Origin of the sequence: Pseudomonas sp. BLCC-B112, assembly GCF_028550695.1 — a bacterium.
Classification (GTDB): domain Bacteria; phylum Pseudomonadota; class Gammaproteobacteria; order Pseudomonadales; family Pseudomonadaceae; genus Aquipseudomonas; species Aquipseudomonas danubii.
This window is the reverse complement of sequence record NZ_JAQQGK010000012.1, coordinates 153,791-160,860: the sequence shown is the minus strand read 5'-3', so window position 1 is coordinate 160,860 and position 7,070 is coordinate 153,791. Positions and strand designations below refer to the sequence as shown.

Below are 7,070 nucleotides of genomic sequence, written 5' to 3'. Positions count from 1 at the left end.
GTCGTAACCTGCCTGAGAATTCGGAAATGGTTGAAGAGAACGTCCTTGTTTCAGATGCAACCTTTCAGAGGCGGCGCAGGGCCCGAGCGCTCAGCGGCCAGCGGCTCGGGCAAACGCCGCAGACACTGATCCCGCCAGGGCTCCCGGCAGCCTGGAAACGCTAAAACATCCGTCCTTGAGTGTCTGACATGGGAAGCCGGGACATGCCCCCGGCGTTGTCCCGGCCCCCGTCCTGTGGCGCCCACGGCGAGCGCCGGCCCTGGGGCCGGCGCACCTGCAAGGCCGAAGATGGGCTCAGAGACGTCGCTGGCGCTTGAGCTGGGGAATGGTGGTGGCGGGAATCTCCAGGCGCTGCAACTGGCACTGGGTATGGGCCGCCAGGGCCGCCAGGGTCGGCTGGCTGAACAGCAGCCGGGCATCGGCATGCAGGCCCTCCTGGCGCATGCGCGCCACCAGGCTGACCGCCAGCAGGGAGTGCCCGCCCAGTTCGAAGAAATGGTCATGGCGCCCTACCCGCTCGACCTGCAGCACCTCGGCCCAGAGCCGCGCCAGGGTCGTTTCCAGCTCGCCCTGGGGCGCCTCGAACTCGCGGCTCAGCACCGCGTCCACCCCGGGTTCCGGCAACGCCTTGCGGTCCAGCTTGCCGTTGGCACTCAGGGGCAGCGATGCCAGCCGCACATAGGCAGCCGGCACCATGTACTCCGGCAACTGCTCCAGGACATGGGCCCGCAGTGCCTCGATACCCGGCGGCGCCTGATCCGGGTGCAGGCTGAAATAGGCCACCAGGCGCTCATCGCGCATCAGCACCGCCACCTCGCGCAGGGCCGGGTGTTGCGCCAGCCGTGCCTCGATCTCCCCCAGTTCCAGGCGCAACCCGCGCAGCTTGACCTGGAAGTCGTTGCGGCCGAGGAACTCCAGGTCGCCGTCGGCGTTGTAGCGCACCAGATCGCCGCTGCGGTACAGGCGGTCACCGGCCACGAAGGGGCTGTCGATAAAGCGCTCGGCCTGCAACTGCGGCAAGCCCAGGTAGCCCCGGGCCACGCCGACGCCGCCAATATGCAACTGGCCACTGACCCCCAGGGGCACCGGCTGGTCATGGGCATCGAGCACATACAGCCGGGTATTGGTAATGGCCCGGCCAATGGGCAACTGCACCGGCGGTACAGGGGCCCCGGGTTCCAGGGTCCAGGCACTGCTGTCCACCGTGGCCTCGGTGGGACCGTAGACGTTGTGCAACCGGGCCTTGGGCAGGCGCCGCTGGAACAGCCGGGCGATGGCCTCGGTGAGCTCGCCACCACCGCAGAAGACGTCGGTCAGGCTGTGGCAGTGCCCGCTCTCCTCCAGTTGCAGGAATTGCAGGAGCATCGCCGGCACGAACTTGATCATGGTCACCTGCTGCGCTTGCACCAACTGCGCCAGGTAGCCCGGATCACGCTGGCCGTCGGGCCGCGCCAGGAGCAGGCGCATGCCGCTGACCAGGGGCCAGAACAGCTCCCACACCGAGCCGTCGAAACTGAACGGGGCCTTTTGCAGCAAGGTGCCGCCCGGGCATGCCCCACACAGTCGCGAACTCCAGTGCATCAGGTTGCCCAGGCCACGGTGCTCCACCATCACCCCCTTGGGGTTGCCGGTGGAGCCCGAGGTGTAGATCACATAGGCCAGGTGCCTGACCCCGAGCCCCGGCACCACAGGGTCGTCCTGGCCCGGGTGCTGCCAGTGGTCGCGGTCGAAATCGATCAGCGGCACGGCCTGGGCCTGCAGCAGCGCCCGGGTGGGCTGGTGCACCAGCACGGCCAGTGGCTGGCTGTCATTGATCAGGAAGCTCAACCGCTCCGGCGGGTACTCCGGGTCCAGGGGCACATAGGCGCCACCGGCCTTGAGGATGCCCAGCAGGCCGATGAGCATTTCCAGGCCGCGCTCCACGCACAGCCCGACCCGCACGTCCGGCCCCACCCCTTGCTCGCGCAAGTGATGGGCCAGTTGATTGGCCCGCTGGTTGAGCTGGGCGTAGCTCAGGCATTGCTCGCCGGCCTGCAGGGCAATCGCCTGGGGCGTGCGGCGGACCTGGGCTTCGAACAGCCCATGCAGGGTCAGCTCGCTGGGGTAGTCGGAGGCGGTGGCGTTGAACGCCAGCATCTGCTGCCGATACTCCGCCGCCGGCAGGATGGACAGGCTCTGCAGCAGGGTCTGCGGTGCCTGTTCCAAGGCCTGGACCAGCCCCTCCAGGGCGCAGCTCAGGTAGTCCAGCAGGCGCTGCGCGCCGATCCGCCGGGGCGCCCGGGCTCCCAGGCGAAAGCCCGGTTCCAGGTCGTCCACCGCCAGCATCAAGGGGTAGCTGAGCACTTCTTCGCTGCTCAGCCATTGCGCCCCTGGCACCCCCTGCAACAGGGCCTGGGCGTCGGCGGCGACGTTGTGCCGGTAGTTGAGCAAGGCATTGAACAGCGGCGTCGGCGCCGCCACGCCGCTGCAACGCTGAGCCAGGGACAGGGGCCCCTGCTCATGGGCCAGCAGCGCGCTGAGGCGTTCCTGGGTCTGGCGCAACCCGGCCGCCACCGTCAGCCCCGCCAGTTCCAGACGCAGCGGCAAGGTGTTGATGAACATGCCCAGGGCCCGGTCCGCTCCCGCACCGGCCTGCAAGCGACCCAGCAGCACCGTGCCGAACAGCAGGTCCTCGCGGCCGCTGGAGCGTCCCAGCACCAGGCCCCAGGCCAGGTGGAACAGGCTGGCGGCACTGACCCCGAACTGCCGCACCTGATGACGCAGGCGCAGGCTCAAGTCGTGATCCAGCAGAGCACTGGCATGCTGCTGATCCACCGGCTCGCCCGCACGCTCCTGCCACTCGAAGGCCAGGGTCGGCTGGTCCACCGAGGCCAGGTATTCACGGAAGAACGCAGCATGGGAGGCCTGCCCCAACCGCGTGCGGGCCACGTAGTCACGGTAGGCAAAGGCTGGCGCCAGTGGCTGTTGCCGGCCGTTCATGTGGGCGGCGATTTCCGCCATCAGCAAGGCCGTGGACGTGGCATCGTTGACCAGATGATGAAAGCGCAGCAGCGCGAGCCAGCGCTGGTTCGGCCGGTCCTCGGCCCAGGCCAGGGCCAGCAGCGGTGCCTGGCGGATATCCAGCGGGTTGTGCCGCGGGTGGTAATGTTCGCGCAACTGCTCCGCCAGCGAGCCGCCCTCGGCCGTCGGCTGCCACTGCTCCACCGGCAACCGGGCCTGGCGCCAGACCACCTGCAGCGGCTGCTCTGCCGCCTCCCAGACCAGGCTGGTGCGCAGAATGTCATGGCGCTCGATCACCGCCTGCAAGGCCTGGGCGAAGGCGTCCAGGTCCTCGCGACGGGAAAAGGCCAGCAGCGCGTGCTGCTGGTACGGGTCATGCGCGGCAAAGGTCATGTGGTGGTAGAGCAAGCCCTCCTGCAGCGGCGCCAGGGGATAGATGTCCTGCACGTTGCTCACGCCGCCGGGAACCGTGGCCAGTACCCGGTCGATGCTCTCCTGGTCCAGGTCCACCAGGGTCAGCATCTGCGGGGTAATGTGCCGGCAATCGGCAGGTATGCCATTGGCCGGGATTTCCACGTCCTGCCGGCCCTCCACCGCCGCCGCCAGGCTGGCCAGGGTCGGCTGGCCGAACAGCACCCGCACATCGGCATGCAGCCCCTGCTCCTGCATGCGCTGGATCAGCTCCAGGGCCAGCAACGAATGGCCGCCCAGTTCAAAGAAATGGTCGTGGCGGCCCACCTGTTGCACCTGCAGCACCTGGGCCCAGAGCTGGGCCAGGGTGGTTTCCAGTGGGCCCTGGGGGGCCTGGTACTCGCGGCTGACCAGGGCCTCGGGCCCGGGTGCGGGCAAGGCCTGGCGGTCCAGCTTGCCGTTGGCGGTGAGGGGCAATGCCTCGAGCCGTACATAGGCCACGGGCACCAGGGCGTCGGGCAACTGCCGGCGCAGGAAGTCCCGCAGGTCACTGATCGGCACGGCCTCGCGGGCGGTGAACCAGGCCACCAACTGGCCGTCCCGAGCCTGGACCAGCACCTCCTGCAGCGCGGGATGGGCGCCCAGGCGAGTTTCGATTTCTCCCAGCTCGACGCGCTGGCCACGGATCTTCACCTGATCGTCATTGCGCCCCAGGTACTCCAGGCGGCCGTCCTCCAGCCAGCGAGCCAGATCGCCGGTGCGGTACATGCGCGCACCGGGCCGGTCGCTAAAGGGATCGTCGAGGAAACGCTCGGCCGTCAGCTCGTCGCGATTGAGGTAGCCCCGGGCCACCCCGTGGCCACCGATATAGAGTTCGCCGGCAATGCCAATGGGCAGCGGGCGTTGTCGCTCATCCAGCAGATAGACCTGGGTATTGGCGATGGGCCGGCCGATATGCAGCGGCTGCCCGGCCTCGATGCTCCCGGAGGTGGCCACCACCGTGGCTTCGGTGGGGCCGTAGTTGTTGATCAGGGCAAAGCGCTGTGCCTCGGGTAACTGGCGCAGGCGATCGCCACCGATCAACAGGGTGCGCAAGGTCGGATGACCGAGCCGCTGGCTCAAGGCGTACTCGGCCACCGGCGTGGGCAGGAAGCTCACCTGCAGCGGCTGGGCCCGCCACCAGGCGAGCAACCCATTGAGGTCTTCGGGGCCGTCACTGGCCGGGGCCAGGTGCAGGGTCGCCCCGGCGCACAGGGCCGGCCAGACTTCCCAGGCCATGGCATCGAAACCGAAGCCGGCCAGGCAGGAGGTGTGGCTGCCGGCCTGCAGCTCGAAGGCCCGGCAATGCCAGTCCACCAGGGCGGACAGGCTCTGGTGCTCTACCATCACGCCCTTGGGCAAACCGCTGGAGCCGGAGGTGTAGATCACGTAGGCCAGGTGCTGCGCCGTCAGCCCGGGCACCTGGGGACCGGGCGCCGAGCCTGACTGCCACTGCTGATCGTCCAGCTCGATCAGCGACACCGCCAGGCTCGGCAGGCGCTCGCGCAAACCGGCCTGGGTCAGCAGCGCCACCGGCCCGCAGTCCTCCAGCAGGTAGGCCAGTCGCTCAGGGGGATACGCCGGGTCCAGCGGCACGTAACAAGCGCCGGCCTTGAGGATCGCCAGCAGGCCGACCAGGGTCTCCAGGCTGCGCCGGGCCAGGATCGCCACCCGCTGATCGGGACCGACCCCAAGCCCTTGCAGGTGCAGGGCCAGGGCATTGGCCCGGCGGTTGAGCTGGTCGTAGCTCAGCTGCTGGCCCTGGGCAACCAGGGCCACGGCGCCCGGAGTGCGCTGGGCCCAGGCCTCGACCCGCTTGTGGATGCGCTGCTCGGCAGCCAGCGGCTGGCGGGTGGCGTTCCACCCTTGCAAACGCGCGCCCTGCTCTGCGCTCAGCAGCGAAAACTGCTGCACCGGCAAGGCCACGTTTGCCAACCCCTGCTCCAGCACATGGATCAGGCAAGCGGCCAGGGCCTCGATCTCATGGGGCTGGAAATACCCCGTGTCGTAGACGTAATGCATCCAGGCGTTGTCGTCGAAACGGTTGCTGCGCAGGTGAATGGCCAGGGGCGTCGGCTCGTGGCGATTGGAGACTTTCACCGACGAGGCCACGGCATCGCCGTAGCGGTATTGCAGGTCCTCCAGTTCATAGGACAGGGTCAGTTCGAACAATTGCCCGCGGTCTTCACGCAGCAGGCCGAGGGCGCGATTGAGCTCGCTCAGGGGAAAGCGCTGATGGCGATAATCCTGCTTGAGCACGTCCCGCACCGCCGCCACCAGCGCCTCGAAACTCAGCTCGCGGCCGAAGTCCATGTGCACCGCACTGACCTGGGTGAAACAGCCCAGGGTCACCTTGAAGGCGGCGTTGGGCCGGTTCAGCACCGGCATGCCCAGGACCCACTGGTCGCGCTGGCCGGTGCGGGCGAAATACACATGCAAGGCCGCCAGCAGCACGTGGAAGGCCGAAGCCCCGGTGCTTGTGCCCAGGGCTTTCATCCGCTCATGCAGGGCCGCGGGAAAGGCCTGCACCAGGGTCGCCCCGGGCGTCCCGGCTTCCTGGCCCGGACGATGGCGCGGGCGCAACAGCGGCTCCGGCAGGCTCTGGTACTTGGCCAGCCAGTAGTCGCGGTCCCGGGCATAACGGCTGGACTGCTGGTAGCGCGCGTCGTCCTCGATGAAATCGACAAAGGACGGTGCGCCAGGGCCGGGCTGTTCGCCCCGCGCCAAAGCGCTGTAGAGGCTACCCAAGGACTGGGACAACTGGGCAAAGCCCCAACCGTCGAGGATCAGGTGATGGGCCTCGGCTTGCATCAGGTGATGCTCGGGGCTCAGGCGAAACAGCGAGAAACGGCACAGGCGTTCGCCACTGAGTTTGAACGGCTGCTGCATCTGCCAGTGAATCCGCGCCAGGGCAGTGGCCAGCGGGTCGGCCTCGGCGGACAGGTCGTGAAATGCCAACTGCACCGGCCAGTCGCGGTCGAAGTACTGCAACGGCAAGCCGTCGCTGCTGCCCTCCAGGGACAGCACCGTGCGCAGCACATCATGCTTGCGCACCAGCGCCTCCACCGTGCGCTGCATCAGCTCGGGCTGGAGCGGTCCCTTGAGGTCGGCATAGCCGCCAATGTTGTACAGCGGCGAGTCACCGCGGCTCAGTTGATCGAGCCAGATATCCCGTTGCCCGGTGGTCAGCGGCAAGCCTTGGGCCTGCTCCGCCCCGGCGCTCATGCCATCACCGGCGCTGAACGTCCAGCAGGCAGCGCACCGTGGATGACAAGGGTGATTGGCGCGACCAGATCGGCCACGGCAAAGGCAGAAAAACGCATCATAAGATCCTTCTCATGTGATGGGCCCGGGCACCAGCGTCCGCGGATTTAAGCATCGGCCCCACACCCTGTATGTCACCCGAAACCCGGACATTCCTGGGCCCTGTCGGAGCTGGCTCAAGGCCTTGAGAACGGCTCTGGCAGGCCGCCAGGCAAGCCCCCGGGCAGGCACCATCAGCGCCGGGACGCTGCTGCGGATCGGCTGAAATAGCTGTAGGACATTGACCACCCGTACATGAGGCTCCTGGCCTCGCCTGCCTTGCCGCCAAGGCCTGATGAGCCTGTGTCGGCAGCGCC

Annotated in this window: 1 protein-coding gene; it reads right to left on the bottom strand. The window is 68.1% G+C overall.

Going from position 1 to position 7,070, the window contains the following annotated elements:
* Positions 1–294: 294 nt before the first annotated feature.
* Entirely contained in the window at positions 295–6,675 is a 6,381-nt protein-coding gene (locus PQT43_RS27515) for a non-ribosomal peptide synthetase (protein ID WP_272755151.1), read from the bottom strand.
* Positions 6,676–7,070 lie beyond the last annotated feature (395 nt).